Here is a 25,005-nt window from a genome sequence, read left to right as displayed (position 1 = left end):
TCGGCTCGATTGCGAACGCTCAGATCACACGACACGGCGACGACGCGCCATAGCCGCTTTCAGCCATCAGCGTGTTGACAAAATATTTTGTCAATACGAAAATGAGTATGCTTGAGCTTTGGCGGCCGCATCGGCTCGTAGTGGCGTCGTACCGCACCCGGCCCCGACTGTGAGGACGCCAAACCCTGAAAGGAGTTCCCATGCCGATCAAGAAAGATGAAACCGGAAAGCGTTGGGTCGAGATGGAGTTCATCACGCCCGGCACACCCGAGCAGGTGTGGCGGGCCATTGCGACGGGTCCCGGCAACACTGCCTGGTTCACAAAAACCACGATCGACGAGCATGTCGGCGGCAGGCTTCATTTCGACTTCGGTCCCAATGGCGCGTCCACCGGCGAAGTGACGATTTGGGAGCCGCCGTTCCGTTTCGGCTATGTCGAACGCGACTGGAGCGAAGGCGCGCCGCCTGTCGCAACGGAGATCACCGTGACCAGCCGGTCGGGTGATCGTTGCGTCGTCCGCATGGTCCATTCGCTGTTTGCCTCGACCGACGATTGGGATGATCAGTTGGAAGGGTTCGAGAGCGGCTGGCCCGGCTTTTTCGAGGTGCTGCGCATTTACCTTTCGCACTTCGCTGGCGAAAACGCCGCCAGCTTCAGCGTCATGGCCAGCACGAAGGCCGACCAACTCTCGATTTGGAGGCAACTTACCGAGACGCTCGGACTGGCCGGCGCAAATGTCGGCGAGCAGCGGAATGGCCCGCAGCAGCCGGAGAGACTATCTGGCATAGTCGAACGCGTGCGGCAGGACGACAAGCAGCGCTTCATCGCGCTGCGCCTGACTGCGCCTGCTCCCGGCATTGCCCTGATCGGAACCTATGATATCGATGGCAGCGCAAATGCCAGCATGGCCCTGTATCTTTATGGCGACGACGCCGAGCAGCGCGCCGCCGAGGGCGAGCCCAAGTGGCGGAACTGGTTTGGCGAAACTTTCAAGCATCCGGGCTGACGGATGCTACTGGATCGGCCGGCCAGAAGGTCGGCCGCCCGGGCAGCGCCCAACCATGGCGCATATGCATGCATAGGAGAGTGTGATGAAGGTCGCCAGGTGGGGCAACAGCCTCGCCATCCGTCTTCCCGCCGTTGTGGTCGAGGCCCTCGAACTCAGGGAAGGCGATGAGATTGAGATCCATGTCGCCGATGCCCGAGAACTCGGCGTCGCGCGCAAACCTGCGCGCGAGGAATTGCTGAAGCGGCTTCGCGCCTTCCGCGGCCGCCTTCCCGCCGATTTCAAGTTCGACCGGGATGAGGCGAATGCCCTCTAGCTTCTTCGACCGCAATTCGGCTGTCGGAACGATACTGCTGTGAAGCGTCGCCCCGGTCCGGTGACAGGACGCGTCAGTCGTGGAGTTCCCTCGAGATCGCCGGGCCGACTGAAAAATCGCTGAATGTGACTTCGAAACCTTCGCGTTGCGGCGAACAGCACATCATGCCGACCTCGACTGTTTTCGAGGGCGGGAAGTATGCGAGCCGCACCGGCTTCCAGCGATGGTCGGAGGCATCGCGATACTGAACGCGGATTGTCTCGGCATGGCGGGTCAGCCGGATCCTGACTCCGTCCGGACCGGCCGGGATGCTGACCAACGACCAGTCGGAAGCATCATTGGTGACGACGACGGAAAAATAGGCGAGCCCGTCGGTGAACTCGATGCCGGCCTTGACCCAATGCGTCTCGCTCAGCCGGACCATCAAACCGGCCTGATCATAGAGCACCTTGTAGTCCCCCTTGACGGTGACCTCGGCGCTGAAATCGCCCTCGACCTGCCGGTGAAGGAAGTGGCCATTGTCACGCCAGAAGTCATAAAAAGTCTCGCGCCAGAAATCGGTTTCCTTGCCAGTCCGAACATGCACGGTGCTGTCGCCGAAGGCATGATGCGGTGGCGGGTTGAGCCAGGTCAGTTCTGCAGGCTGAGATGTCATCGACTTGTTCGCCTCGCCGGTTCGTGTTGCGTCATCCGCCTCTCATGCGACGAGGCGGATTTGTCTCTTTTACGCGCTCATTTCGGCGCTTGGTAAAGCTCGGACGCGGCCTCTCTCAGCGCGCGCCGGCTCTCCGGCCTGAAATACATCATGTGGCCGCCTTCCAGCAGTTCAAGGCGGATAGGCGTTGCGCCGGGAAGCGAAGGAACCTGGCCGACAAGATAGCGTGACACCAGATAAGGTGTCACCAGGTCGGTGTAGCCGTTGACGATCAAAACGCCGAGGCCGGGATTTAGCGCGCGCGCCTGCTGAAGGTCATCCATCACGCCGGTATAGCCCTGACGCGTCGGGCTCGTCCCGTAATCCCAATTTCCGCTGATTTCACGGTTGAGAAGCCGATAGCTTAGATCGGTACGGAATTTCAGTTCCTCCCTGACATAGCTGACAAAGGCGGAAGTGAGCGCCGGCACGCTTCGGTCGAGCACCGGATCAGGGCCGCTGGGCCTTGGACTTTCCGGGGCAACGTCTGCCGTTTCGATCGTGCCGTCATAGACGCTGAGAACATTGCCCCTTGCCCGCGCAAACTCCTTGGCGAAGAGCGCGGTGGGAATGCGTGCAAAGTTTCGTTTCACGAGTTCGAGCGGCAGGCCGGTGATTTCAGCAACGCGCGGGCTCGCCAGACGCCCGCCCTGTTCGAGCCCGCTGGCAAGCGCGACGAGATAGTCGCCAAGCGCATAGCGTTCGACATCGGCCAACCGCTCCCGCAGTTCGGAACCGGTGACGCTTTGGCTGCGCAGGCGCACCGCCGCCAGCGACGGCAGCTCAAGCGCCCAGTGAAGCGGCTGGAACTCGTCGGGCCGCACGAGCGTGAATTCGAGCGCCGGCGAGATGAGCACGATGCCGCGAGGGCTGATGCCGATATCATCCTGGAGCGTCTTGGCAAGCAGTGCCGCCCGAAACCCGCCATAGCTTTCGCCGGCAAGAAACACCGGCGACGCTGTGCGGCCCGCCTGTGCCAGATAGAGCCGGATGAAGGCGCCCATCGCGGCGGCGTCCTGATTGACGCCCCAGAAGCTGCGTGCCTCGGTGCCGGATGCTTCGCGGCTGTAACCGGTTCCGACGGGATCGACAAAGACCAAGTCGGTCATGTCGAGCCAGGTGTTCGGGTTGTCCAAAAGCCGCTGCGGCGGTGGGAGAAAACTTCCATCGGCCGCTGTCGCCATCACGCGTGGACCAAGCGCGCCAAGATGCAGATAGGCGGAAGCCGCTCCGGGACCACCGTTGAATACGAAAGTGATCGGGCGGCGGGGATCAGGTTCCCGGCTTGGCTCGGGACGCAGCGTGTAGGCGACATGAAAGATTTCCGCGGTGACGTCGCCCTTGCCGGATAGCAACGACAGCGTGCCGGCCCTTGCCTGATAGTTGAGCGTGCGTCCCGCGATCACGATCGAATGATCTGAGACCTGGGGCGGCGGGAGCAGCGACAGAACGCCGCCCGAAGGCGACGGCCGTTCGGCCACTTGCGCATGGCCGGCTGGAAGGCCGCCGACCAGCACCAGCATAGCAAGGGTGATTTCTAGGAGCTTGGTACGCATTGCGGCTCCGCAGCGGAACGACTGCAAGCTACCACGCTGATGGCTCAGCCGAAATCACAGGACTGTGCACGCCCTCGCTGCTGGAAGGAGAGCAAGGCTTTCAACGCACGATCTTCACGCACATCGGCGTGCCGATATCGATAAACCGCCCGGTGTCGGCCAGCCGACCCGTGGCCGCATCGCGTGCGAAAATCGAGATGCGGTCGGCGTTCTGGTTGGCCGAGAAGAGATGGCGACCCGAGGGCGTCAGTGCCAGATTGCGCGGCGTAGCGCCCCCGCACGGCGCATGGTCGACCAGCGCAAGCGTGCCCGTCTGCTGGTCGACGGAAAACACCACGACACTGTCATGGCCGCGGTTGGAGCCATAGAGGAAGCGGCCGTCGGGCGATATCTGGATGTCGGCGCAATGATTGCCGTCGCGCGCCGCGGCCGGCACGGCCGGCTTCGTGTCGATCTCGGTGAGCCTGCCCGACGCTTCGTCCAGCGCAAGCGAGACGACCGTCGAATCCAGTTCGTTCATGACGAATACGAAGCGCCCGCCCGGATGCAGCGCCACGTGACGTGGCCCGGCGCCGGGCGCAAGCGCCGACTCCGCCAGTCTGGTCAGGCCGCCGTCGGGCCCGATGCGGTACGAGACAAGCCGATCGATGCCGAGATCGGCGACCATCGTCACGCCACCGGCAATCGTCTCGGTGACGCTGTGGGCATGGGGACGTTCCTGACGAACTGCGTCGGGACCAGTTCCCCTATGGGCGACGCTCGACAACGGCGCGGTCAAGCCGCCATCGTCGCGCAATCCATAGACGACGAGCGAGCGATCGGGGCCGCCTTCGCCCATGCCGTAATTGGCGACCAGGAGCTTCGTCCCGTCGCGCGTGACGGTGTTGTGCGCCGTGATGCTGCCAAGCGTCGGCTGCTTGTTGATGTAGGAGAGCGCGGCGGTTTGCCTGTCGAAATGGTAGGCCGAGACCACGCCTTCGCGCCAGGTGAACACTTCGGAGTTGGCATAGACATGTGAGCCGTCCGGCGTCACCGACAGGAAGGTCGGATTGTCGACGTCACCCGTCTCGGCCAGTTTCCTCGTCTCCAGCGTCTCTTCGTCGAAACTGTAGACACCGAGCCCAACGCCGCGCGCGCCCTGAAAATAAGGCGCCTCGCGGTTGAGGCTGCCGACGAAGACCAGACAGGCGTCCTGCATCGAAATCCCCCCTTGCTCCGCTGACACTCAGCCGCAGCGGATCGCGGCAAATTTCGCTTGTTCACGCTTGAAACACAATCCCATATGTGAAAATGCTATTCACTAGAGAAGATCAACGCAGGGAACCGATCGTGCGATCCAATCTCGACACGAAACCCGATACAAGGCGATGGGGCTGATCCGCGCCAGCTATGAAGTTTTCAAGGGTGAAGGGGCGCTTGGCTTTATTGCGAGCACCTGTAGACGGTGAAGTGCCGGAATCCGGCCGATTTCGCCGGCAAGACGGAGACATAGGCGATGGCTGCCATTGCTGAATTGCCGCTGACCGGGCTCGTCGTCGTCGACCTGAGCCAGTTCCTGTCCGGGCCCTACTGCTCGCTGCGGCTGCTCGACCTCGGCGCCCGCGTCATCAAGATCGAGCGCCCCGATGGCGGTGACCTGTCGCGCCGGCTCTATCTCAGCGACACCGAGATCGGCGGCGATTCCACCATCTTCCACGCCATCAACCGGGCCAAGGAAAGCTTTGCCATCGACCTCAAGGACGAGGCCGATCTGGCGGCGCTGCGCAGCCTGCTGGCCAAGGCCGACGTGCTGATCCAGAATTTCCGGCCCGGCGTCATCGAGCGCCTTGGCCTTGACTACGAGGCGGTGCGCAAGATCAATCCACGCCTGGTCTATGCCTCGATCAGCGGCTATGGCGAGGAAGGCCCCTGGGTCAAGCGGCCCGGGCAGGACCTGCTGGCGCAGGCGCGTTCCGGCGTGATGTGGCTGAACGGCGACGAGGACCAGGGACCGGTGCCGTTCGGCCTGGCGATTGCCGACATGCTGGCCGGCGCCGCCGCCACGCAAGGCATCCTTGCCGCACTGGTGCGGCGCGGCCTGACCGGCACCGGCAGCCATGTCGAGACCAGCCTGCTCGAAGCGCTGGTCGACTTCCAGTTCGAGGTGCTGACCACGCATCTCAATGACGGACGCCGCCTGCCACGGCGATCGGCGTTCCGCAGCGCCCATGCCTATCTGTCGGCGCCTTACGGCGTCTATCCGGCCAAGGACGGCTATCTGGCCATTGCCATGACGCCGATCCCGAAGCTGGCCGACCTATTGGAACTCGAACAGCTTGCGCCCTATCGCGATCAGCCGTCGACCTGGTTCACCGCCCGCGACGAGATCAAGGCGATCATTGCGCAAAAAATCGCGACGAAGACGGTCGACGAATGGCTTGCCATCCTCGAGCCCGCCGACATCTGGTGCGCCAGGGTGCTGACCTGGCCGGAAATGATGGCCAGCGAAGGTTTTCAGGTGCTCGACATGCTGCAGACAGTGACGCGCGAGGATCACGTCTCGATCCTCACCACGCGTTCGCCTCTGCGGGTCGATGGCGTCCGCGCCAAGGTCGAGCGGGCGGCGCCGCGGATCGGCGAGCACAGCGCAAAGATCCGCGAAGAATTCGGGCTGTGAGCGACGTGACGCTCAAAGGCATGACCTGGAGCCATCCGCGCGGCTACGACCCGATGGTCGCCTGTTCGGGACTGTGGAAGCAGCAGACCGGCGTCACCATCGAATGGGACAAGCGCTCGCTGCAGGATTTCGAATCGTTTCCGGTCGAGGACCTGGCCCGTGCCTACGATTTGATCGTCATCGATCATCCGCATGTCGGCCAGATCACCGCCGAGACTTGTCTGGCGCCGCTCGACGTTGTGGGGCGTGGAGAGGAACGCGCGGCACTGGCGGCAGGCAGCGTCGGCCAGTCCTATCCTAGCTACAACTGGCAAGGCCGGCAGTGGGCGTTTCCGATCGACACGGCCAGCCAGGTGCAGGCGTGGCGGCCGGACATGCTTTCCGCCGCGCCGGCGAACTGGTCCGAGGTGCTCGACCTGGCGCGGCAAGGGCGCGTGCTGCTGCCGCTCAGGCCGCCGCATTCGCTGATGGTGTTCTACACGCTTGCCGGCAATCTTGGCAGGCCCGCCGTCGAAGAGCCTGGCGACCACATAAACCCTGACATCGGCGGCCGCGTTTTCGAGATGATGCGTGAGATCGCGGCTCTTGTCGATCCGACCTGCCTTGGCATGGACCCGATCGGCGTCCTGGAGGAGATGGCCAGCTCCGGCACGCGGATCGCCTGCGCGCCGCTGATCTACGGCTACGTTTCCTATGCCATCGCCGGATTCCGCAGCAGCCGCCTTGCCTTCGCCGACATTCCGCCTGCCGGCGACGCCGGTGTAGTCGGGTCGGCGCTCGGCGGAACCGGCATTGCCGTGTCGGCCTTTTCGAAGGCCACGCAAGAGGCCATCGACTTTGCCTACTGGATCGCCAGCCGCGAGGTGCAGCGCGGCCCCTATGCGTCGGCCGGCGGCCAGCCCGGCCATGCCGCAGCCTGGGACGATGCCGCCGTCAACGCAGCCGCCGGCAATTTCTACAAGGACACCCGCGCCACGCTCGAGAGGGCCTGGGTCAGGCCACGCCACGATGGCTACATGGCCTTCCAGCAGGCGGCCTCCGATCGTATCAATCTCGGCCTGACCGAAAGGCACGATGCCGGCCGCGTCGTCGCCGATCTCAACCGCCTGTTTGTGGAGAGTCTCCGGCACTCGGCGCTGAGCTGAGGCGGAGTTCGCTAACTACTCTACAAATTCCACAGCCGCTTCGCATTGGCGGAGAGCAGCTTTTGCCGTTCATCGATGCTTGCTCCGGCCAGCAGCGCATGTGTCGCCGCAATCCAGGTGGCTAGTCCGCCGCCAAGCGTGCAGACCGGCCAGTCGCTGCCCCACACGACCCGGTCCCAGCCAAAGCATTGGATGGTGTGCTCGACATAGGAACGCAGCGTTTCGACTGTCCAGGATCCAGCGTCCGCATAGGCGACCACACCGGAAATTTTGCCGACGACGTTCGGGCGCCGCGCGATCTCCGCCATATGCTCGCGCCAGGGATGCTCACTGCTGCCCTTGATGTCGGGCACGCCGCAATGGTCGAGCACGAACTGCACGTCTGGCGCGAGATCGGCAAGCGCAATCGCCTTGCGGATCTGATGCGGCAGGACGACGAGGTCGAAGGTCAGTTTGGTGCCGGCAAGCCGCTTGATGTTTTCGCGAAACAGCGCGCCTTCCGAAAGCTCGTCCGGCACGACGTGGAGCACACGGCGAAAACCCCTGACGAAAGGATCGGTGCGCTGGCGCTCGAGATAGGCGGCAAAGCCCGGCTCTTCCAGACGGCAGGAGGCTATTGCCCCGCGCAGCAAGCTGTCCTTCTGGTGTGACAGCGCCTTTACGTGACTGGTCTCAGCCTCGATATCGGCTGGATCGACATCGACCTCCATGTGCAACGCGCCCTCTATGCCGGCGCGGCGAGCCTGGACCGAATATTCGTCGTACGGGAAATCGCGGTTCAGCGCCGGCACGTTGGAGAGCCAAGGGTAGCGCAACGCCGACTGGTCGATCAGATGCAGATGGGTATCGAAGATCATGATGGCGCGCTCCTCCTTCGCCGTTTCAAAATCATCTCACGCAGAAATTGTTCAATCAGTTGCCTGCTTGGCAGCGGCTCCCGCCAGCTGCGACAGCTTTTCGGCCGCTGCCAGCAACAGTTCTATGGTCCTCGTAATGTCGGGCGCCCTGGGTGCGTTGATCAAGGTTATGTAGGGGATCGACAGCACGGCGATCGCCCTGCCGTCCGAGCCAAGCACGGGTGCCGACAGGTTGAATACACCGGCGGTCTGCATCGATGCCATCATTTCATAGCCGCGTTGTCGGATCTGGTCGAGACGGGCAAAGAAGTCTGGCGATTGAGGCGGCTTGTGGGCGCTGCGCAGATGTTCGGAGATCATCATCCGCCGCTCTTCCGGCGAGCGGAACGCCAGCAGCACATGTCCGGACCCGGTGTCGAACAGGCTGACATGCGCGCCGACGCGAATCGAGATGCCCCAATAGTCCGGCGCCTCCTGCTGGGCGATCACCACGGCAGAACCGCGGTCGAAGACGACAAGCTGGTTTGCCTGCTGCGAGGCCTCGGCAAGCTCGCGCATCAGCGGCGTCGCATAGGAAACCAGCCGCCGCACCGGCGCGTGCAGATGCGCCAGGCCAAACAGCTTGAGCGTCAGCGAGTAACGGTCGCCATCCGGCCGCGTGACGTAGCCGCGCCGCACCAGCCGATCCAGCATGCGGTAGAACTCGTTGGGGCTTCGGTCGAGCTTTTTGGCGATTTCCGCCTGGGTCAGGCCGCCATCGACGCCGGCCAGAAGCTCAAGGATGTCGAGACCCTTGTCGAGCGCCGGCGCGCGATAGCGGTCATCGTCCTCGTCCTCCGCCATAGTCACTCCCCGTGGTCAGCATCCGAAAGGACCATCGGCTTGGTGATTGTGTAAATTATTTGTTTGCATGTAAATAGTGGGCAGATCACCGCCGGTGCAACGCAACGCATCGCGGCATTCATAACGACGATAGTGAAACAGGAGCCGGACATGCAGCGGATGGCAATGGTGCTCGGCCTCAAGCCGGAAAAGGTCACCGAATATGTGCGGCTTCACGCAGCCGTCTGGCCTGAAGTGCTGGCGATGATTTCCGCCTGCAACATCAGGAACTATTCGATCTATCTCAAGGAGCCGGAGCACCTCTTGTTCAGCACTTTCGAGTACCACGGCACCGACTATGCCGCCGACATGGCGAAGATGGCCGCCGATCCCAAGACAAAGGAATGGTGGGCGCTGTGCATGCCTTGCCAGGAGCCGCTGCCGACCCGCAAGGAGGGCGAATGGTGGGCATCGATGGACGAAGTCTTCCATCATGACTGAAGGCGTTTTCGATCCTGCCTCGCTCTCCCAGTCCTGGGCGAAGCCATCGAAGCCGCGGCCGATCGTGATTTTCGGCGCCGGCTCGATCGTCGGCGACGCGCATTTCCCGGCCTATCGGAAAGCCGGCTTTCCGGTCGCCGGGCTTTTCGATCCCGACCACGCCAAGGCGGAAAAACTCGCGGCCAACTGGGGCGTCACCGCTTACCGGTCGATCGAGGAGGCTGCGTCAATCGACGGCGTCATCTTCGACCTGGCGACGCCGCCGGCTCATCATGCCGGTGTGCTCAGGGCGCTGCCCGACGGCGCCGTAGCGCTGATCCAGAAGCCGATGGGCAGCGACCTCAGCGAGGCCACCGAGATCCTCGAAATCTGCCGCGCCAAAAATCTGAAAGCGGCGGTGAATTTCCAGCTTCGCTTCGCGCCGATGATGCTGGCGCTGAAGGATGCGATCGCCAGGGGCTGGCTGGGCGACGTCGTCGACTTCGACGCCTGGCTGGCGCTGGCGACACCCTGGCAGCTGTGGGAATTCCTGCTGAAGGCGCCGCGCGTCGAGATCGCCATGCATTCGATTCATTATCTCGACCTGATCCGGCAATTGCTCGGCGATCCCAGGGGCGTTCACGCCAGGACGCTCGGTCATCCCGGCCATAAGGTTGCGCAAACCCGCACCAGCGCGATCCTCGACTATGGCGATATTGTGCGCTGTGCACTGTCGATCAATCATGATCATAAATTTGGCCGAAAACACCAGGCCTGCGAGTTCCGCATCTGCGGAACCGAGGGCGCCGCCTATCTCAAGCTCGGGCTCAACCTCGACTATCCGCGCGGCGAGCCCGATGTCCTTGAAATTTGTCCCAGGGGCGGCTCAGACTGGGTTACGGTGCCGCTCGTCGGCGAATGGTTTCCGGACGCATTCGTCGGCCGCATGGCCAATGTCCAACGCTACGCCTCAGGCGAAGACGCCGAGCTTGTCAGTTCCGTCGAGGACGCCTGGAGCACCATGGCGCTGGTCGAGGCCGCGTACCAATCGAGCGCGGCACCGGCAACACCGATCGCGGCGAGGCCCTGACATGGAGCAGACTGTCTATTTCGAGGACTACCAGATCGGCTCGTCGCGCATGACCAGCGGGCGCACCATCACCGAGACCGACTTCGTCGTGCATGCCGGCCATACCGGCGATTTCTTCCCTCACCACATGGACGCCGAGTTCATGAAGACGACGCCGTTCGGCCAGCGCATCGCCCATGGCACGCTGGTCTTCTCGGTCGGCGTCGGACTGACGGCAAGCGTCATCAACCCGGTCGCGTTCTCCTATGGCTATGACAGGTTGCGCTTCATCAAGCCGGTGTTCATCGGCGATACGATCAAGACTCGCACCACCATCTCGGCCAAGCAAGACGACCCAAAGCGGCCGGAGTCGGGTCGCGTCATCGAGCGCTGCGAGGTGATCAACCAGCATGGCGATGTGGTCCTGGTGGCCGACCACATCTACATCGTCGAACGCCGCGCCAAGCCCAGCAGCGCTTAAGGGCTCCAGCGATCCGGTCCGCCACGTTGATGGCCGCTCCGGCGGACGGTTCGTCAAAGCGGAAAGCGGGCCCGCGAGCCGCTTCGGTTAACTGCTCGTGGAGCCTCGCCTTGGTCGGCGGATGGCTCTCACCTTGCCGCTGTTTCCACCGCCGCAGAAGAACTGATCGCCACCATCGGACTCGAGCCCCGACACGCCTGTTCCAGGCGGCATCTCAAGCTTCTCCAGGACCTTTCCGGTTTCAGGATCTATCCGCCTGACGTCGCTCTCGTCACCTTCCCAGGTGCCGTGCCAGAGTTCGCCGTCGATCCAGGTGACCCCTGTGACGATACGGTTGGAATCGATTGTGCGAAGAACTGCCCCTGTCTGGGGGTCGATCTGATGGATTTTGCGACCGCGATTCTGCCCCACCCAAAGTGAGCCTTCGGCCCAGGCGAGTCCGGAGTCGCCGCCGCCACCTGGCGCCGGAATCGTGGCGAGCACGCGGCCAGTGTTGGGATCGATCTTCTGAATGCGATCTTCGGCGATCTGGAACAGGTGCTGGCCGTCGAAGGCCGTTCCTGCGTGCGCGGCGACATCGATCGCGCGCACCACCTTGCCGCTCGCAGGATCCAGGGCGTTCAGTCTGTCTCCTGACGCAAACCAGACCTGCTGACCGTCGAACGTAACCCCAGCCACCTGGTCGACATCCGGAAAGGGTCCATATTCGCGCAGGACTTCGGCTGCAGATCGTTTCATGCTTCTCCTCCAGGCTCAGATCTGTTGAATTGTCCACGACACTAGTAACCCGACAGTGAGCCGGGGAGTAACAAGATTGTCGGGAATCCCGGCACCGGCGGGGTCATCCAGCGGCGCGCTCGCCCGCGGCCGAACGACTGCACCTTGCCTGCTGCCGCAAGCTGCTCGAGCGAGCGCTGCACGGTGCGCGAGCTGGCTCCGAGCGCAATTGCGAGCGCCGAGCTCGACCACGACTCGCCGTCGGCGAGGAAGGCGAGCACCGCTGCATGCGGCTCGTCGGCGGGCGGCGCCAGCACCACGACATCGCGTGGGCGGCGCGGCTTAAGCGCAAAGCCTCGCTTGGTCGCGCTCACATCCGCCAGTGACCGCAACTCCACCCGAAGCCGACCGACTTCGACCCGCAACCGGGCGCGATGCGATTCATCGGCGTGCTTGCCGCCGAAGGCGCGTGCGACGAGCGTGCTCCGCGGCACGTCTGCGGGCCAGGCTTCGCCCAGCGCACGCGCAAGCGCGAACAGGACCGGGCGCGTCGCCAGCGAGACGATCATGCCGGCGTCCCGCACGATATTGCGGCAGGCGTCGACGACGAGTGCCCCCGACGCCAGCAGCGCTTCGACCTCCTCGAGCAGGAGCGGGCGCTCAACCCCGCGCGCGATCAGGCGCGCCGCGGGCGTGTCCATCACCAGGGATGCGCCTTCAACCTCGGCCGTCAGCGCTGGAATGTCCGCCTGGCCCGCCGCGTGCGCGGCCCGCCCGAGCGCAGCACGCGCCGCCTTGGTCCGGAGGCGGCGTAGCGCGACCCCCGCAATCACCAGCTCGTGGGCGGCCCTCGACGCGGGTGGGAGCGTCGTCGGGTCGAAGCCGGCGAGCCTGCTCTCGGCCTCATCGAGGCGTCCGATCAGGAGCAGGCGCCGCGCTTCGAGATTGCGCGCATGCGCGGCATTGACGTGGTCGCCGTGCTTTTCAAGCGTCGACCGCGCGGCGTCGAGTGCCTTCGCCGGCCAGCCGAGGTCGCGCGAGACGAGCGCGATCTCGGCTTCGGCGACGACGCACCTCGCGCGGGCCACTGCCTCTTTCGGACCGAAGGCGCGCGCAGCACTTTTGAGAAGAGCCTTTGCTCGGACGAGATCGCCGAGCTGCGCCATCGCGATGCCGCGCAGCGCAAGCGCAGGCGCATCCTCACGCAGGGCGACCCGCTTCAAAGCGCCAAGGGGATCACCCGTCGCAAGGGCGCGCGCTGCAGCGGTGATCAGCGAGTCCATCGGAATCCCGTCACACTTGTCACTCTCACCTTTCGATGTCCGGTCCTAATCTATCTCAGCACCAACAACCAGCGCGCCGTGTCGAAAAGGGATGACGTCTCGATGACACTCCACCCTGACCAGAAGATGCCGCCCGAAGGCAGCGGATCTGCCGATTTCCCAAGCGACGAAGTCGCCGCCCGTGGCGCGGCCGACTGGCTATCGCTGGCGGCCGCGCCCACCTTCGCAATCATGGCGCTGCTGACGGCCGTTACCGGTGATGCTGACATGATCTGCGCGGCGCAAGATGCGTCGCCGCTGAACGAAATGGCGATGATGTACCTGCTGATGAGCGCCTTCCATTTTGCGCCCTGGATGAAGCTGGTCGCCGGCCGACGAAGCGGTGCCCACCGGTCGTGACCCGGGCGTGCGCCAGGTCAAACGTGAATTAAAGAGTTCCGCCGGAGAGGTTGACCTCGCCTGCATGACGCATCATGCGGCGAAAGCTCATCGAGATATGAGCTCGCCTGATGTGCCCGATCGACTCCCAGTCGCCGATCTCGGCGGCGGCAAGCACCTCTTCCATTTCCCGGCGGAACGCAGTGAACTCCTCGACCAGGCCCAACTGCGGCATCATCTTTAGGACGACGCGCGCGACCTGAAAATACAGGCGCTCGCTGATCTCGCGCAGCGGCTGGTTGCCGGTCATCGCGGTGAGCTCGTAGAAAAAATCCATGTTGAGGCGCAGGAAAGCGCGCTGGTCGGGATTGAGCACATCGGAATCGCAGCGCGCGATGAGTGCCCTGATCCGGTCGAGGTCGTCCGCCGTGCGCGGGATCGGCGAAAGCTTGCCGACGAGGAGCGCCAGCTCCAGGCGCAAGTGATAGACCTGCTGCAATTCCTCGATGTCGACGTCGGTGACGATCGTGCCGACGCCATGGACGGATTGAACCAGACCCTCGGATTCGAGGCGCGCCAGGACACGGCGAACCGGCGTGCGGCTGATCTGGAATTCCTGGGCAAGCTCTTCCTCGGAGAGATGGCTGCCGGGCGCATAGTCGAGCAGGCAGATGCGGTCGCGCAATATCCGGTAGATACGCTCGAACCGCTCCCGCGCCGAGAGCGGGCGCGGCGGTGCGGCGGTCGCGGCCAGGGGCGCGGCATCGGTCTCAAGCGTCATCCAGCCTCCAGGACAGCGTGCAGGAACTGCCGCGTCCGCTCGTTCTTGGGGGCGCCGAACAACTCGTTTGGCGGCCCCTGCTCGCAGATCTTGCCGGCATGGAAAAAGCAGACGCGATCGGAGAATTCCTTGGCAAATCCCATCTGGTGGGTGACCATCAGCATGGTGAGGTCATGTTCCCTGCCGAGTTTTCGGATGACTTCAAGCACCTCGCCGACGAGTTCGGGGTCGAGTGCCGAGGTCACCTCGTCGAACAGCATGATCTTGGGCCGCATGGCGCAAGCGCGGGCGATGGCGACACGCTGCTGCTGGCCGCCGGAAAGCTGCGAGGGATAGTGGTCCTTCTTCTCCGACAGGCCGACCATGTCGAGCAGCTCGGCCGCACGCGCCTCGGCATCGGCCCGCTTCATGCCGAGCACGGTTATCGGCGCCTCGATGCAGTTCTGCATCGCCGTCATGTGCGGGAACAGGTTGAACGACTGGAACACCATGCCGATCTTGGCGCGGATCTTGCGGATGTGCGCGAGATCGGCGGGAACAAGCTTGCCGTTCCTCTCCATGTGGGTGAGCGGCTCGCCTTCGACCCAGATGACGCCGTCATTGATCGTCTCCAGCGTCATCAACATGCGCAGCACCGTGGTCTTGCCGGAGCCGGACGGCCCGATGATAGAAACCTTCTCGCCGCGTGCTATGTCCAGATTGAGCCCGTCGAGAACGGTCAGCGCGCCGTAGCGTTTCGAAACATTGTCGAAGCGGACCATCGGTTGTTCCGTCATCGCATGGTCCTCCGGTTGAGCAAGCCTTCGAGGGAGCGAATGAGCGCGGCAGAAACCAGGCTCATGGCAAGGAAGAACAGGCCGACCAGCGTCATCGGCTCAGTGTAGCGGAAGGTTTCGGAGCCGATGATCTTGGCGGTCTGCATCAGCTCCAGCACGGCGATTGCGGAAAGCAATGGCGTCTCCTTGAACAAGGCAACCAGATAGTTGCCGAGCGCCGGAACGATCGGCGGGATCGCCTGCGGAATGATGATGTCGCGGAACGTCGTCCAGGCTGACAGATTGAGGGCGACCGAGGCTTCCCACTGGCCGCGATGGATGTTGTCGAAACCGGCGCGATAGACCTCGGAACAATAGGCAGCGTAGTGGATACCGATGGCAAGCACCCCGGCGGTGAAGGCGTCGAGCACGACACCGAATTTCGGAAAGACGAAATAGAGAAAGAATATCTGGATCAGCAACGGGGTCGACCGGATCAGTTCGACCAGCACCGAAATCGTCCAGCCGGTCCACGGCACGGCGATGCGGACCACCGCCAGCACCAGGCCAAGCGAGGCGGCAAGCGCAAACCCGATCAGCGTCGCCTCGATGGAAACGATGGCAGCGCTGGCGAGCACCGGCAGGATTTCAAAAGCAAATGCCCAGTCCCAGATCATGCTGCCTTCCCCCGCGCCAATCCGAGCGAAGCCCGCCTTTCGAGAAGCCGCATGCCAATGGTCACGACCAGCGACATTGCCAAGTACATCAGCAGGACGAGGGTGAAGATCGGAATGGTCTTGAACGTGTTCTGGTTCATTTGCTGCGCCTTGAAGGCGAGGTCCGAGAGCGTGATCAGCGAGACCAGCGCTGTCGATTTCAAAAGCTCGATGAACAGATTGCCCCAAGGCGGGATCATGGCGACGAAAGCCTGCGGCAGGATGATCCGGCGCAGCATCTGTGGGCGGCTCATGTTCAATGCGGTAGACGCCTCCCACTGTCCGCGGGCGACGGACTGGATCGCGCCGCGCACGACTTCCGATCCGTAAGCACCAACGTTCAGGCCGAGCGCCAGGACAGCAACCAGAAATGCGTTGAGCGTGACACCGAATTGCGGCAGCACAAAAAACAGCCAAAACAATTGCACCAGCGCCGAGGTGCCGCGGAAGATCTCGACATAGACCGTGGCCAGCCATTTGAGCGGCGCCGGGCCATACATCCTTGCCAGCGCCGCCAGCACGCCCATGACGATTGCCAGCAGGCTGCCGAGGATAGCGATCTCGATCGTCAGGACCGCGCCTTGCAGCAGCCCCGGCATAAACACTTTGTAAGATTCCTGCGTTGCCAAGGCACCGATCACGACAAGCGCGACGACCAGCATGGCAACGAGCGTACGGATTCCCATGCGGATTCCCCCAGGAAAAAGGGGCGGCGCTTTCGCGCCGCCAGCAGTTGGGAACCTATTTGCCCGCGCAAAGCTCCGCGGTGGTCTTGTTGGGCAGGTAGTCCTTGCCGAAGCCGAGCGGCTCGACCAGCGCGATGTGCTCCGGCGAACCGAGGAACGTCTTCAGCTCGGCGTTGAACGCCTCCTGCAGGTCGGTATCTTCCTTGCGGAAGCCGAAGCCGCCATGGCCTTTCACCGACTTGCCGGCAACCTCGCCGAACGGCTTGGTCGATTCGACGCCGTCGGCCTTCTTGGCCATGTCGGCGATCGAAAGAGCGGTTAGCGCGGCAGCGTCGGCACGGCCCGACTGGACGGCGGCGACCAGACTGGACTGGTCGGGCAAGGCAACGATCTGCCCGGCGGCGACACCAGCGTCCTTGGCATAGCCGCCCTCGACGGCGCCGGCCATCACGGCGAGCTTGAGATCCGGGTTTTCCTTGATGCTGGAAAAGTCCTTCACGCCCTTCGGATTGCCTTTTGCCACCAGCATGGCCTGACCGATGCCGTAGGACGGCTCGGAGAAATTGATCTCGGCGCAGCGCTTCGGATTGATGAACATGCCGGCGGCGATGATATCGAAGCGGCCGGCCTTGAGACCTGGGATAAGCGAGCCGAACTCGGTCAGCACGCCGTCAACCTGCGCGATACCCATCTTGGCGAGTACCGCCTTGGCAACTTCCGGCGCTTCGCCGGTCAGCTTGCCGTCAGGCGTGGCGTAACCGAACGGCGCCTCGTTGGCAAAGCCGACGCGGATATAGCCGTCCTTCTTGGCCTGTTCGAGGGTGGTTTCCGCATAAGCGGGCAGCGCCGTGAATGATGTCGCGGCAAGCGCGAGGCAGGCGGCGGCTTTCACGACCATCCGGCGCGATATCGATGATTTGAACATGCTTTTCTCCCATTGAACAACTGACTGATATTCCCGGGCGCGGCCTTCTTCGAGGTCGACACCTGCCTGTCAAGACGTATACAACTGCCCTAGACATTGTGCAAGCTAAGATATAAAAACTACAGAAATCTGGTAATAATTCGTAATCAGACCACACATTATTGCCAGTTGTGCACAATTTAAGAAAAAACCAGCGTACTGGCAGGTGGGATTTCGGTGGCGAGCGCGAGCGGTTTCGGGACTTTCACGCAAGCGGAGTATGCGCAGCGCCTGGCCGGCGTGAAGTCACGCATGGAGAAGGCCGGCTTCGACCTCATCATCTGTCAGGACCCAGCTAATATGTGCTGGCTGACCGGCTATGACGGATGGTCGTTCTATGTTCCGCAATGCGTGCTCGTCCATCTCAGGGAAGACCGGCCGATCTGGTTCGGCAGGGCGCAGGACGCCAGGAGCGCACGCCTGACCACCGGCCTGCCGGAGAAGAACATCGTGCCGTTCTCGGAACGGCTGGTGCAGCAGCCCGTCGAACACCCCTATGACGAACTCGCCCAGCTGATCCGGTCGCGTGGCTGGGGAAACGCCCGCATCGGCGTCGAGATGGACGCGCATTATTACACCGCGCGCTGCCATGCCCATCTCGTCAGCGGGCTGCCTGACGCGCACTTCGCCAACAACCACGATCTCGTCAACTGGGCGCGGCTGGTCAAATCCGAAGCCGAGCTGGTGCTGATCCGCGAGGCCGGTGCGATCTGCACACACGCCATGAAACGCGGCATAGAAAAAATGCGGCCCGGCGTGCCGCAGAACCATGTCATTGCGGAAATCTATCACGCACAGATCACGGGCGTGCCCGGAGCGGGCGGCGACTATGCCGCGATCTGTCCGCTGATGCCCGTCGGCGAGGGCACCAGCACGCCGCATCTGACATGGTCCGACGCGCCGCTGCCGGACAGCGGCCTCGCCATTCTGGAGATCGCCGGGGTGCGGCGGCGCTATCATGCGGCGCTGACGCGGACCGTGCATTTCGGCAAGCCGCCGCAAGCCCTCGTCGACATGGCCAAGGCGATTGTCGAGGGCGTCGACGCCGGCCTTGAGAAGGCCCGCCCCGGCTACACCGCCGAAGAGGTGGAAGCCGCCTGGCAGGCAGTGTTGAGGAAGAACGGGCTGAAGAAGGAGAGCCGCGTCGGCTATCCGGTCGGGCTCGCCTACCCGCCCGATTGGGGCGAACGCACCGCAAGTCTTCGTCCCGGCGACACCACCGAGATGCAGTCCGGGATGTGCTTCCATTTCATGGCCGGCGTTTGGCTCGACGATTTCGGCATCGCCATCTCGGAATCCTTTGTCGTCACGGATCGCGGCGGCGAACGCCTCTGCGACGTGGCGCGCGAACTCATCGTCATCGACTGAGCATGGGGCTGGAAGCCGGTCACTGACGAAAGATCATGCCGGCAACGAAACCGGTAACCAGAACGAGGACGCCTGATGGACCGTAATCCGTTTTCCGAAGCCGAAATCGCCGGCCGCCTTGTCAGGGTCCGCACAGCGCTGGCCGAGCGCGAGCTCGACGCTGCGGTCTTTGCTTCGCCGGAGAACGTCTTTTACCTCACCGGGCTCGATCACTGGGGATATTTTGCCCCTCACCTGCTGATCGTCCCGCTCGAAGGGAAACCTGTCCTGGTCACCCGCTCGATGGAAAGGGTGACGATCGAGAAACAGGTGACGGCAGCGGAATTCCGCGGCCATTCCGACAGCGAAACGGCGGCCGACCTTGCCGCGCGGGTGCTTGCGGAGCTCAGCCTGTCCGGCAAGCGGATCGGCCTTGAATACTGGACGGCCGGCCTCAGCCATGGGCTTGCCGTCGCACTCCAGACGCAGGCCGATGCCAGATGGAGCGATGTTTCCGGGCTGGTCGACAGGATGCGGCGAGTGAAGAGCGCTGAGGAACAGGCACTGATGCGTCAGGCGGCACAAGTGACCGACGCCGCCGCCGGCGCCGCGATCGCCGCGATCTCGGACGGTGCCTCCGAACAGGAGGTCGCAGCCCAGTGCGTTGCGGCGATGATCCGCGCCGGCGGTCATGCTCCGGGCTTCGGCCCGTTCATCCGCCCGGCCGCGCGCCTGGGCGAAGAGCATACGACCTGGGGCGACGGGATCTACCGCAAGGGCGAGCCGGTCTTCGTCGAACTGTCCGGCTGCATCTCGCGTTATCACGCGCCGCTCGGCCGGCTCGTTCGCATCGGCCATATCAGCGACGAAGACGCCGCGATGGCGGAGGTGACCGCCAGGGCGTTCGATGCCGTCGTCGAGGCACTCAGGCCCGGCGCCAGGGCGCGCGACGTCTACGCCGCCTGGCAGACCGTCGCCGACGAGGCCGGTCTTTCCCATTATCGCCGCCATCACTGCGGCTACCTTGTCGGCGCCGGACAGCCGCCATCATGGACTGGCGGCAATTCGGTGACCGGCTTGAGGCACGATTCCGATCTCGAAATCGAGACCGGGATGAGCTTCCACATCCTGTCGTGGCTGATGGGCACCGGTCGCGGCGATGACTTCGTCTCCAACACCGTGCTTCTGACCGATGCGGGCGCCGAAGTGCTTACCCGCACGCCGGCCGGCCCGATCGTTCGATAGGCCGCAGGGATGGCACGCTACTCGGCATTTTCGATTTTCCGCAACGCGCTGTCTGGCCAGAAGAACTGGCAGCGCGCCTGGCGGGCAGCGGAGCCAAAACCGTCCTACGACGTGATCGTTATCGGCGGCGGTGGACACGGCCTCGCTACCGCCTTCTACCTCGCCGAGAACCACGGCATCCGCAACGTCGCGGTGCTCGAAAAGGGCTATGTCGGCGGCGGCAATGTCGGCCGCAACACCACCGTCATCCGCTCCAACTACCTGCTCGACGGCAACACCCAGTTCTACGAATTCTCGATGAAACTCTGGGAGAACATGTCGCGGGCGCTGAATTTCAACGTCATGTTCTCGCAGCGTGGCCAACTCGTCACCGCGCATTCCGCCGACCAGCTCGACGGCTTCAGCCACCGCGCCAACATCATGCGGCTGAACGGCATCGATGCCGACATCCTTGACCGCGACGAGGTGCGCCGTCTCGTGTCCTATCTCGATTTTTCCGACACCGCCCGCTTTCCGATCCATGGCGCCATCTTCCAGCGCCGGGCGGGCACGGCGCGCCACGACGCGGTCGCCTGGGGCTATGCGCGCGCCGCCGACGGCCATGGCGTCGACATTATCCAGAACTGCGAGGTGACAGGCTTCCTCCGCGACGGCGACAGGATCGTCGGCGTCGAAACGACGAAAGGCCGGATCGGCGCCGGCAAGGTCGGCCTCGCTGTTGCCGGTCATACATCCGTGCTCGGCGCCAAGGCCGGCCTGGAACTGCCGATCGAAAGCCACGTCTTGCAGGCCTTTGTCACCGAACCGCTGAAGCCGTTGGTGGACCATGTTGTCGCCTATGGCGCCGATCATTTCTACGTCAGCCAGTCGGACAAGGGCGGGCTGGTCTTCGGCGGCAATCTCGACGGCTACAATTCCTACGCCCAGCGCGGCAATCTGGGCGTCGTGCGCGAAGTGGCGGAGGCGGCGATCGCTCTGATGCCGTGCATTTCGCGCATCCGACTGCTGCGCCATTGGGGCGGCGTCATGGACATGACGCCCGATGCCAGCCCGATCATCTGCCCGACGCCGATCGAGGGACTCTATCTCAACGGCGGCTGGTGCTATGGCGGCTTCAAGGCGACGCCGGCTTCCGGCTGGTGCTTCGCCCACACGATCGCCACCGGCAAGCCGCACCCGTTGATCGCAGCCTACAGGCTCGATCGTTTCCGCACCGGCCACACGCTCGACGAGGCTGGCGCCGGCCCCTCAGCCTGGCTGCAATAGGAGGCGCAAGACAATGCTGCGCATCGAATGCCCCTGCTGCGGTCTGCGCGACCATGACGAGTTCCGCTACGGCGGCGACGCTTCCGTCACGCGTCCGGCGCACGACGATCCCGATCCCGAGGCCTGGTACCGTTACGTCTATGTCAGGACAAATCCGGCTGGCCTGCACCGCGAGTTCTGGCAGCACGTGACCGGCTGCCGCCAATGGCTGGTGGTCGAACGCGACACGCGCAACCACGCCATCGCATCCGTCGATCTCGCCAGGCAATTGTCGGCCAAGAAATCACCCGCCAGGAAATCACCGGCATGAGTTCGAACCACAAGCGGTTGTCGATGGGCGGCCGTATCGACCGCGAGCAGCCGGTCGAGTTTACCTTCGACGGCCGGAGCCTGATCGGATATCGCGGCGACACGCTTGCCTCCGCGCTGCTCGCCAACGGCGTCACGCTGGTCGGGCGCAGCTTCAAGTATCATCGTCCGCGCGGCATTTTTTCCGCCGGGGCCGAGGAGCCGAATGCACTGGTCACGCTTGCAACCGCAGGCAGGCGCCAGCCGAACCTGCCGGCGACGACGCTGGAACTCCAAGACGGCCTAGTCGCGGAAAGCCAGAACCGCTGGCCTTCGCTTGCCTTTGACGTGCAAAGCGTCAACGGCCTGTTGGCGCCGTTCCTGTCGGCCGGCTTCTACTACAAGACCTTCATGGGCCCGACGCGCCGCGCCTGGATGTTCTACGAGCACTTCATTCGCAAGGCGGCCGGGCTTGGCAGAGCCGGCACCGATCCCGACTCAGACCGCTACGACATCAGTCATGCCTTTGCCGATGTCGCCATCATCGGCGGCGGCCCTGCAGGATTGTCGGCGGCGCGTGCTGCCGCAGCGGCCGGCGCGCGGGTGGCGCTGATCGAACAGGATTTCCTGCTCGGCGGCCAGCTTCTGGCGGAAGCTTCCGACAGCGCTGCGGCCGCATGGCTCAGACAGGCCGAGGCCGAGCTGGACGGCTTCAAAACCGTCGCCGTGATGAAGCGGACGACCGCTTTCGGCATCTATGACGGCAATGTCATCGGACTGGTCGGGCAACGCGACCCAGCCAATCCGCGGCCGGCCGGCGAAGTGCTGCAGACATTGACCATGCTTCGCGCCCGCTCGATCGTTTTCGCCACCGGTGCCATCGAGCGACCAATGGTATTCTCGAACAACGACCGACCCGGCGTGATGCTTGCGTCGGCCGCCCGGACCTACCTCAACCGTTTCGCCGTCCTGCTCGGCAAGAAAATAGTCGTCGCCACCGGTAATGACAGCGCCTGGCGCGCCGCCTTCGACTATGCCGCAGGCGGCGCAGAGGTGACGGTTGCCGATGTTCGCGCAGCGCTGTCCACAGCGCTTGCCGCAGAAGCCGCACGGCTCGGCGTGGTGGTGCGGGCCGCAACGCGCATCGTCGACCTTAACGGCGGCCATGCCGTCAGGCGTGCAACGCTCAACGGAGCGGACGGCCAGTCCGAGGTCGCCTGCGACCTGGTCTGCGTGTCCGGCGGCTGGTCGCCGACCGTGCATCTCACCTCGCATCTGGGCGTCAAACCTCAATATCGCGACGACGTTGGCGGCTTCGTGCCGGGCGCGTTTCCGGCGGACCGGTTCGGCGCCGGCTCGATGATGGGAATTTTTTCGACCGCCGATGTCATCGAGGACGGTCATCGCGCCGGCACCGCGGCGGCATCGTTCTGCGGCAAGTCGGCGCCGGTGCCCGCTCCGTCAAAACTCGATCTTGGCGAGACCGCCACGGCCCCGTTTCGCGAAATCCCTTCTCTCGGACGTGGAAAAGCCTTCGTCGATTTCCAGATGGATGTGACGACCGGGGATATCGAGATCGCCCATCGCGAGGGCTATCAATCGGTCGAGCACCTGAAGCGCTACACCACGCTCGGCATGGGCACCGACCAAGGCAAGACCAGCAATTTTGCGGCGCTTGCCGCGATGGCGGCCCTGCGCAACACAACCATCCCCGAGACCGGCGCCACGACCTTTCGACCGCCGTATACGCCGGTCGCCATCGGTGCGCTTGCCGGGCGCGCCATCGGCCATCATTTCAAGCCGATCCGCCGCACGCCGATGCACGACTGGCACATGGCGAACGGCGCCGAGATGCTGGAGGTCGGGCTCTGGATGCGGCCCTATTTCTACAGCCAATCCGGGCTCGACGTGAACGAAGCCTATGTCGCCGAAATGCGGAGTGTGCGCCAGGCCGCTGGCCTGATGGACATCTCCACTCTCGGCAAGATCGACGTCCAGGGCCCGGATGCCGCGATTTTCCTCGATCGCATCTACGCCAACGGCTTTGCCAAACTGCCGGTTGGCCGTGCGCGCTACGGCGTCATGCTGCGCGACGACGGCATCGTCTTCGACGACGGCACCACGACGCGGCTGGCCGAGAGCCGGTTCTTCATGACCACCTCGACCGCCAAGGCCGCCGACGTGCTGTCGCGTCTTGAATTCCTGCTCGATATGGCCTGGCCGGATTTGCGCGTAGCGGTGACCTCGGTGAGCGATGAATGGGCGGCGATGTCGGTTGCCGGACCGAAAAGCCGTGCAATTCTTGCTGCGGCATTTCCCGCTCTCGATGTTTCCGACGCGGCACTTGCGCATATGGGATTGCTCGAAAGCGAATGGCAGGGCCGTGCGCTCCGCATCCTGCGTCTCAGTTATTCCGGCGAGCGCGCCTACGAAATCTATGTCGGCGCAACTGCCGGTGAACAGCTTTGGAGCCGCCTGCTCGAAGCAGGCAGGCCGCTCGACCTGAAACCTTACGGCGTCGAGGCGCTCGGCGCGCTGCGCGTCGAAAAGGGCCATGTCGCCGGACCTGAAATCGATGGGCGCACGACGCTCGACGATCTTGGCCTCGGCCGCATGGCCGGCAAGCGTACCGGCTTCGTCGGGGACGTGCTGCGACGGCGCCCCGCCTTCCAGGCGCCCGACCGCCAGCGCCTGGTCGGACTGGAATGCATCGAGGAGGGAAAACGCCTTCGCGGTGGCGCCATCCTGTTTCTGCCGGGCGAGAAACCTTACGGCCACGGGCGCGGCCGCGTGACTTCCGTCACCTTCAGCCCCGAACGCGGCCACTATATCGGGCTGGCCTTGCTTGCCGGCGATGTCGCTAGCGAAGGAAGCGAGGTCGTGGCCGTCTATCCGATGAAGCCCGAAACGGTGCGTGCCCGCATCGTCTTGCCGGTATTCCTCGATCCGCAGGGGGAGCGGCTGCATGGCTAGTATTATGTCTTCGCAGGAGTTCAGCCTGTCTGTGGCCGATTGTCCGCTCATCCAGATCGAGGGCTGGGACGGGGCGCTGGCGCAATTCGAATCGAACCTTTCGGCATCACTCGGCACGAAACTTCCTGCCTCGGTCGGAGAGACGGTCCGTCACAAAGGTTTTCTCGTCATCCGCGTCGCGCCTCGCCGCTTGTGGCTGGCTCTCGACGACGGCGCGCAAGCACCTTCGCTTGCCGTCGATCCGGATCTCGGCTGTTCGGTTTCTCTCGACGAGGGTCGCGTGCGTTTCAGAATGGCTGGGGCCGACGTTGCGCCGGTCCTCTCCAGATGCATCACTGTCGACTGGCGCGCGCCGGCGGCCGCCCCGGGCCGCGCCGTGCTGACATCCTTGCACCATGTGCCCGTGCTGTTCCTGCGCACCGGCGAGACCGCGTGCGAACTCATCGTGCCGCGAAGTTTTTCGCAAAGCCTCTCGGACTGGATTGCTGACGCTGCGGGTTAGGGAAAAGACCAGGCGCGAACG

General features: G+C 63.8%; 26 protein-coding genes and 1 pseudogene. 15 read left to right on the top strand and 12 right to left on the bottom strand.

All coding sequences use genetic code 11. The annotated features are described in order from the left end of the window. Positions 1-200 precede the first annotated feature (200 nt). Positions 201-1,007 (top strand): SRPBCC family protein, encoded by an 807-nt coding sequence (locus AC0L2R_RS27045; protein WP_473512539.1) that lies wholly within the window; start codon positions 201-203, stop codon positions 1,005-1,007. Positions 1,008-1,092: 85 nt separating this feature from the next. Further along, positions 1,093-1,323, top strand: coding sequence for an AbrB/MazE/SpoVT family DNA-binding domain-containing protein (locus tag AC0L2R_RS27040; protein WP_473512537.1), 231 nt, complete (start codon positions 1,093-1,095; stop codon positions 1,321-1,323). 73 nt (positions 1,324-1,396) lie between these two features. On the opposite strand, the gene AC0L2R_RS27035 is transcribed toward AC0L2R_RS27040, so the two are convergent. The 3 genes from AC0L2R_RS27035 to AC0L2R_RS27025 form a co-directional block, all read right to left on the bottom strand. Further along, positions 1,397-1,978 (bottom strand): DUF1349 domain-containing protein, encoded by a 582-nt coding sequence (locus tag AC0L2R_RS27035; RefSeq protein ID WP_473512536.1) that lies wholly within the window; start codon positions 1,976-1,978, stop codon positions 1,397-1,399. A 77-nt stretch (positions 1,979-2,055) separates the two neighbouring features. Beyond that, on the bottom strand, positions 2,056-3,573 hold the full coding sequence (locus AC0L2R_RS27030; RefSeq protein ID WP_473512534.1) for a S10 family peptidase: 1,518 nt from the start codon (positions 3,571-3,573) through the stop codon (positions 2,056-2,058). A 100-nt stretch (positions 3,574-3,673) separates the two neighbouring features. Continuing rightward, positions 3,674-4,771, bottom strand: coding sequence for a lactonase family protein (locus AC0L2R_RS27025; RefSeq protein ID WP_473512532.1), 1,098 nt, complete (start codon positions 4,769-4,771; stop codon positions 3,674-3,676). 157 nt (positions 4,772-4,928) lie between these two features. Between AC0L2R_RS27025 and AC0L2R_RS27020 the strand changes: the two are divergent. From AC0L2R_RS27020 to AC0L2R_RS27010, 3 genes and pseudogenes are all read left to right on the top strand, one after another. Further along, positions 4,929-5,014 (top strand): annotated as a pseudogene (locus AC0L2R_RS27020) (amine oxidase); the annotation flags it as partial. Between the two features lie 54 nt (positions 5,015-5,068). Beyond that, positions 5,069-6,229, top strand: a complete 1,161-nt coding sequence (locus AC0L2R_RS27015) for a CaiB/BaiF CoA transferase family protein (protein ID WP_473512530.1) — start codon at positions 5,069-5,071, stop codon at positions 6,227-6,229. Continuing rightward, positions 6,226-7,374 carry an extracellular solute-binding protein gene (locus AC0L2R_RS27010; protein WP_473512529.1) on the top strand — a complete coding sequence of 383 codons (1,149 nt, stop codon included), beginning with the start codon at positions 6,226-6,228 and terminating at the stop codon, positions 7,372-7,374. The genes AC0L2R_RS27015 and AC0L2R_RS27010 overlap by 4 nt, the downstream gene beginning before the upstream one ends. Before the next feature lie 20 nt (positions 7,375-7,394). Here AC0L2R_RS27010 and AC0L2R_RS27005 read toward each other — a convergent pair whose 3' ends face one another. Both AC0L2R_RS27005 and AC0L2R_RS27000 read right to left on the bottom strand, forming a co-directional pair. Next, positions 7,395-8,231, bottom strand: a complete 837-nt coding sequence (locus AC0L2R_RS27005) for an amidohydrolase family protein (RefSeq protein ID WP_473512527.1) — start codon at positions 8,229-8,231, stop codon at positions 7,395-7,397. Between the two features lie 51 nt (positions 8,232-8,282). Then, the gene (locus AC0L2R_RS27000; RefSeq protein WP_473512525.1) at positions 8,283-9,074 is read right to left on the bottom strand and encodes an IclR family transcriptional regulator; all 792 of its coding nucleotides are present in this window, start codon (positions 9,072-9,074) and stop codon (positions 8,283-8,285) included. Between the two features lie 150 nt (positions 9,075-9,224). On the opposite strand from AC0L2R_RS27000, the gene AC0L2R_RS26995 reads away from it, so the two are divergent. Genes AC0L2R_RS26995 through AC0L2R_RS26985 form a run of 3 tightly spaced genes read left to right on the top strand, consistent with a single transcriptional unit; the run spans position 9,225 to position 11,083 of the window. Further along, positions 9,225-9,554 carry an L-rhamnose mutarotase gene (locus tag AC0L2R_RS26995; RefSeq protein WP_473512523.1) on the top strand — a complete coding sequence of 110 codons (330 nt, stop codon included), beginning with the start codon at positions 9,225-9,227 and terminating at the stop codon, positions 9,552-9,554. Then, positions 9,547-10,623, top strand: coding sequence for a Gfo/Idh/MocA family protein (locus AC0L2R_RS26990; protein WP_473512521.1), 1,077 nt, complete (start codon positions 9,547-9,549; stop codon positions 10,621-10,623). Before AC0L2R_RS26995 ends, AC0L2R_RS26990 begins: the two co-directional genes overlap by 8 nt. Position 10,624: 1 nt before the next feature. Beyond that, positions 10,625-11,083: a MaoC/PaaZ C-terminal domain-containing protein gene (locus AC0L2R_RS26985; RefSeq protein ID WP_473493119.1), complete on the top strand. Its 459-nt coding sequence runs from the start codon at positions 10,625-10,627 to the stop codon at positions 11,081-11,083. A gap of 87 nt (positions 11,084-11,170) precedes the next feature. Here the strand turns inward: AC0L2R_RS26985 and AC0L2R_RS26980 are convergent, their stop codons facing one another. Beyond that, complete coding sequence (locus tag AC0L2R_RS26980) at positions 11,171-11,821, bottom strand: Vgb family protein (protein ID WP_473512520.1); 651 nt, start codon at positions 11,819-11,821, stop codon at positions 11,171-11,173. A 41-nt stretch (positions 11,822-11,862) separates the two neighbouring features. Next, a complete protein-coding gene (locus AC0L2R_RS26975) occupies positions 11,863-13,083 on the bottom strand; it encodes a helix-turn-helix domain-containing protein (protein WP_473512518.1) in 1,221 nt (406 codons plus the stop codon). Positions 13,084-13,209: 126 nt separating this feature from the next. Between AC0L2R_RS26975 and AC0L2R_RS26970 the strand changes: the two genes are divergently transcribed. After that, positions 13,210-13,482, top strand: coding sequence for a hypothetical protein (locus tag AC0L2R_RS26970; protein WP_473512517.1), 273 nt, complete (start codon positions 13,210-13,212; stop codon positions 13,480-13,482). 28 nt (positions 13,483-13,510) lie between these two features. Here the strand turns inward: AC0L2R_RS26970 and AC0L2R_RS26965 are convergent, their stop codons facing one another. From AC0L2R_RS26965 to ehuB, 5 genes are read right to left on the bottom strand one after another with little or no spacing between them, the layout of a single operon-like run. After that, on the bottom strand, positions 13,511-14,242 hold the full coding sequence (locus tag AC0L2R_RS26965; RefSeq protein WP_023800466.1) for a GntR family transcriptional regulator: 732 nt from the start codon (positions 14,240-14,242) through the stop codon (positions 13,511-13,513). After that, positions 14,239-15,018 carry an ectoine/hydroxyectoine ABC transporter ATP-binding protein EhuA gene (ehuA, locus tag AC0L2R_RS26960; protein ID WP_027152502.1) on the bottom strand — a complete coding sequence of 260 codons (780 nt, stop codon included), beginning with the start codon at positions 15,016-15,018 and terminating at the stop codon, positions 14,239-14,241. The genes AC0L2R_RS26965 and ehuA overlap by 4 nt, the downstream gene beginning before the upstream one ends. Further along, positions 15,015-15,674: an ectoine/hydroxyectoine ABC transporter permease subunit EhuD gene (gene ehuD / locus AC0L2R_RS26955; protein WP_023800464.1), complete on the bottom strand. Its 660-nt coding sequence runs from the start codon at positions 15,672-15,674 to the stop codon at positions 15,015-15,017. Before ehuD ends, ehuA begins: the two co-directional genes overlap by 4 nt. Continuing rightward, positions 15,671-16,399, bottom strand: coding sequence for an ectoine/hydroxyectoine ABC transporter permease subunit EhuC (gene ehuC / locus AC0L2R_RS26950; protein ID WP_091597301.1), 729 nt, complete (start codon positions 16,397-16,399; stop codon positions 15,671-15,673). Before ehuC ends, ehuD begins: the two co-directional genes overlap by 4 nt. A gap of 55 nt (positions 16,400-16,454) precedes the next feature. After that, the gene (gene ehuB / locus AC0L2R_RS26945) at positions 16,455-17,324 is read right to left on the bottom strand and encodes an ectoine/hydroxyectoine ABC transporter substrate-binding protein EhuB (protein WP_023800462.1); all 870 of its coding nucleotides are present in this window, start codon (positions 17,322-17,324) and stop codon (positions 16,455-16,457) included. A 216-nt stretch (positions 17,325-17,540) separates the two neighbouring features. On the opposite strand from ehuB, the gene AC0L2R_RS26940 reads away from it, so the two are divergent. The 6 genes from AC0L2R_RS26940 to AC0L2R_RS26915 all read left to right on the top strand — a co-directional run bounded on the left by AC0L2R_RS26940 (position 17,541) and on the right by AC0L2R_RS26915 (position 24,984). Continuing rightward, positions 17,541-18,731 (top strand): M24 family metallopeptidase, encoded by a 1,191-nt coding sequence (locus AC0L2R_RS26940; protein WP_473512515.1) that lies wholly within the window; start codon positions 17,541-17,543, stop codon positions 18,729-18,731. A gap of 75 nt (positions 18,732-18,806) precedes the next feature. Next, positions 18,807-19,955: a M24 family metallopeptidase gene (locus AC0L2R_RS26935; RefSeq protein ID WP_473512513.1), complete on the top strand. Its 1,149-nt coding sequence runs from the start codon at positions 18,807-18,809 to the stop codon at positions 19,953-19,955. 9 nt (positions 19,956-19,964) lie between these two features. Continuing rightward, the gene (locus AC0L2R_RS26930; protein WP_473512512.1) at positions 19,965-21,221 is read left to right on the top strand and encodes a sarcosine oxidase subunit beta family protein; all 1,257 of its coding nucleotides are present in this window, start codon (positions 19,965-19,967) and stop codon (positions 21,219-21,221) included. Positions 21,222-21,234: 13 nt separating this feature from the next. After that, positions 21,235-21,531 carry a sarcosine oxidase subunit delta gene (locus AC0L2R_RS26925; RefSeq protein WP_473512511.1) on the top strand — a complete coding sequence of 99 codons (297 nt, stop codon included), beginning with the start codon at positions 21,235-21,237 and terminating at the stop codon, positions 21,529-21,531. Further along, a complete protein-coding gene (locus AC0L2R_RS26920; protein WP_473512510.1) occupies positions 21,528-24,482 on the top strand; it encodes a sarcosine oxidase subunit alpha family protein in 2,955 nt (984 codons plus the stop codon). Before AC0L2R_RS26925 ends, AC0L2R_RS26920 begins: the two co-directional genes overlap by 4 nt. Next, positions 24,475-24,984 (top strand): sarcosine oxidase subunit gamma family protein, encoded by a 510-nt coding sequence (locus tag AC0L2R_RS26915; RefSeq protein ID WP_473512509.1) that lies wholly within the window; start codon positions 24,475-24,477, stop codon positions 24,982-24,984. The genes AC0L2R_RS26920 and AC0L2R_RS26915 overlap by 8 nt, the downstream gene beginning before the upstream one ends. Positions 24,985-25,005 lie beyond the last annotated feature (21 nt).

It is taken from the genome of Mesorhizobium sp. WSM4820 (genome assembly GCF_055811075.1).
Note: the sequence above shows the minus strand (reverse complement) of the source record. Positions and strands in the feature narration are given on the sequence as shown.